Below are 1,786 nucleotides of genomic sequence, written 5' to 3'. Positions count from 1 at the left end.
GGTTGCCGGGCTCATGGCCGCCAGCAGCAGCCAAAAGCCCAACAAGAAAGCCGCGAAGCCGCGCTGCCGCGCCGGGTGTGTGCTTCGGCCGCCCCAGCGGGGCCGCCCCAAAAGAAGGGTACAGGTTTTCATATGCAGAAAAAAGAGTGTGTGAGAAAAGCAATAACCAGCCAAAACCGCGGCGGCACGCCAATCAGGAAAGGGACCGATTGAAAGTGACTTAAGCAAGTTTTTTATTGATTATATCAACAAAAATAAATCTTTTATTTACTATTCAAACATATTATTTACCTTTTTTAATAAAAATTTATCTTGTTGCGTCTGTGCTGCTCAACTGGGCCAGAAACAGAACCGCCCCGTCGGCGGCCATCTCGCAGATGGCCGCCGACGGGGCGGTTACTTGTAATTTGCAAGGCTGACTAGCTGTGCTCCTCGGGCAGGGTGAAAGCGCGGTCGCTGGGGTCGGTCAGCTCCTTGGGCAGGTTTTCATCCGAAGCGGGGGCGGGGCCGTTGGCCGCCTGCATCTCCTCGGTATCGGAGCGCAGCGAGTCGTCCATTTCGTCGGCTTTTTCCTGGCCCGAAGCGTTGTTGTCATCGAGCTGCTGGCCGTAGGTGGCGGCATCGAGCATGGGCGTAGAAGCCCCGTCTTCGGAGGGCTCCTTATCGAAGGTGTTGTTGGGCGTAGCCATGAGGGATGTCAGTTAACAGTTAATAGTTGACAGTGAACAATTAGCACATATTGCTCACTGTTCACTGTCGATTGCAGTTACTTGTCGTTGTCGGGGTAGTTGGCGTCGGCTGCTTCTTCGCGGGTGTTGTGGGTGCCGCCGCCGGCGTAGCGCGGGTCATCGGCCGCCCAGGCGGCGCGCTGGGTTTCATCGTCCTGGCCCTGGGCTTCGCGCACGGCGGCCGGGTTCTGGTTCTGCTCGATGTGGCCGGGCTGGTCTTGGGGGTTATCCGGGGCGTTTTGGGCGTCTTTCTCGCGGTCGCGGAACTCCGCAAACTCGTCGGGGTTATCGTTGGCGCCGCTGCGGCCGGGCTTGGCATTGGTTGGGGCCTGGCCGAACTCGCCGTAGCCGGGCGTGCCGGCGGCGGGGTTGGAGGCCTGATTCTCGGAATTGGTCGAAGGCGTGGGATTTTGCGTATCCATGCGGAAGGGGGAGCAGATGAGGGTGAAAAACCAAACGGGCCGGGCCCGCCTTTCTAGTGCTCCCCTTTACGCAAACCAGCGGCTACCGTTGGGCCACCGGCCCGCGGGCCGTCATATTTTTCCATCCGAGTTACTTAACCTCACTTTGCACCAGCCCATGTCTGTTCAGCACGACGCCGAAAACCAGGAATTTACCATCAGCCGCGACGGCCATACCGGCGAACTGGCCTACGCCCGTCCGTCCGAAACGCTCATCGATTTCACCCACACCTTCGTCGACGAAGCCCTGCGCGGCCAGGGGGTGGCCGATGAGCTGGCCCGCGCCGGCCTGGCCTACGCCCGCGAGCACAAATTGCAGGTGAAAACCACCTGCACCTTCATGGCCGGCTTCGTGAAGCGCCACCACGCCGAGTACGCCGATATGCTGGCCTAGCGCCGATTATTGGTGCAAAAAAAGCCCCAGACCAATCGGCCCGGGGCTTTTTTTGTGTAAGTACGCGGGGCAATTACTGCACCACTACGCGGCCGGTGTACTCCGCTTCGGCGCTCTGCACGCGCACGGCGTAGATGCCGGCGGGCAGGCCCCGCAGGTCAAGGCCAGCGGTTTCGGCGCCGCCGAGCAGGGCCGTTTGCTGG

At 60.2% G+C, this 1,786-nt stretch carries 4 protein-coding genes; 2 read left to right on the top strand and 2 right to left on the bottom strand.

Going from position 1 to position 1,786, the window contains the following annotated elements; translation table 11 throughout:
- Positions 1–213 (top strand): hypothetical protein (locus ACYVDE_RS21655; protein ID WP_460503616.1); only part of this gene is annotated, 213 nt, incomplete at its 5' end.
- A gap of 206 nt (positions 214–419) precedes the next feature.
- Here ACYVDE_RS21655 and ACYVDE_RS21650 read toward each other — a convergent pair.
- Together ACYVDE_RS21650 and ACYVDE_RS21645 are read right to left on the bottom strand one after the other, a co-directional pair.
- Positions 420–689, bottom strand: coding sequence for a hypothetical protein (locus tag ACYVDE_RS21650; protein WP_460503615.1), 270 nt, complete (start codon positions 687–689; stop codon positions 420–422).
- 77 nt (positions 690–766) lie between these two features.
- Positions 767–1,150 (bottom strand): hypothetical protein, encoded by a 384-nt coding sequence (locus ACYVDE_RS21645; RefSeq protein WP_460503614.1) that lies wholly within the window; start codon positions 1,148–1,150, stop codon positions 767–769.
- Between the two features lie 157 nt (positions 1,151–1,307).
- Between ACYVDE_RS21645 and ACYVDE_RS21640 the strand changes: the two genes are divergently transcribed.
- Positions 1,308–1,583, top strand: coding sequence for a GNAT family N-acetyltransferase (locus ACYVDE_RS21640; protein WP_460503613.1), 276 nt, complete (start codon positions 1,308–1,310; stop codon positions 1,581–1,583).
- The last annotated feature ends 203 nt before the right edge of the window (positions 1,584–1,786 follow it).

The sequence above is a fragment of the Hymenobacter agri genome (assembly GCF_054778495.1).
The sequence above is the reverse complement of the archived record's forward strand: the minus strand, read 5'-3'. Positions and strand labels throughout refer to the sequence as shown.

What these genes read in the sequence shown, in the direction of transcription:
- ACYVDE_RS21650 (WP_460503615.1), bottom strand. Translation starts at nt 689, where the DNA reads ATGGCTACGCCCAACAACACCTTCGATAAGGAGCCCTCCGAAGACGGG.
- ACYVDE_RS21645 (WP_460503614.1), bottom strand. Translation starts at nt 1,150, where the DNA reads ATGGATACGCAAAATCCCACGCCTTCGACCAATTCCGAGAATCAGGCC.
- ACYVDE_RS21640 (WP_460503613.1), top strand. Translation starts at nt 1,308, where the DNA reads ATGTCTGTTCAGCACGACGCCGAAAACCAGGAATTTACCATCAGCCGC.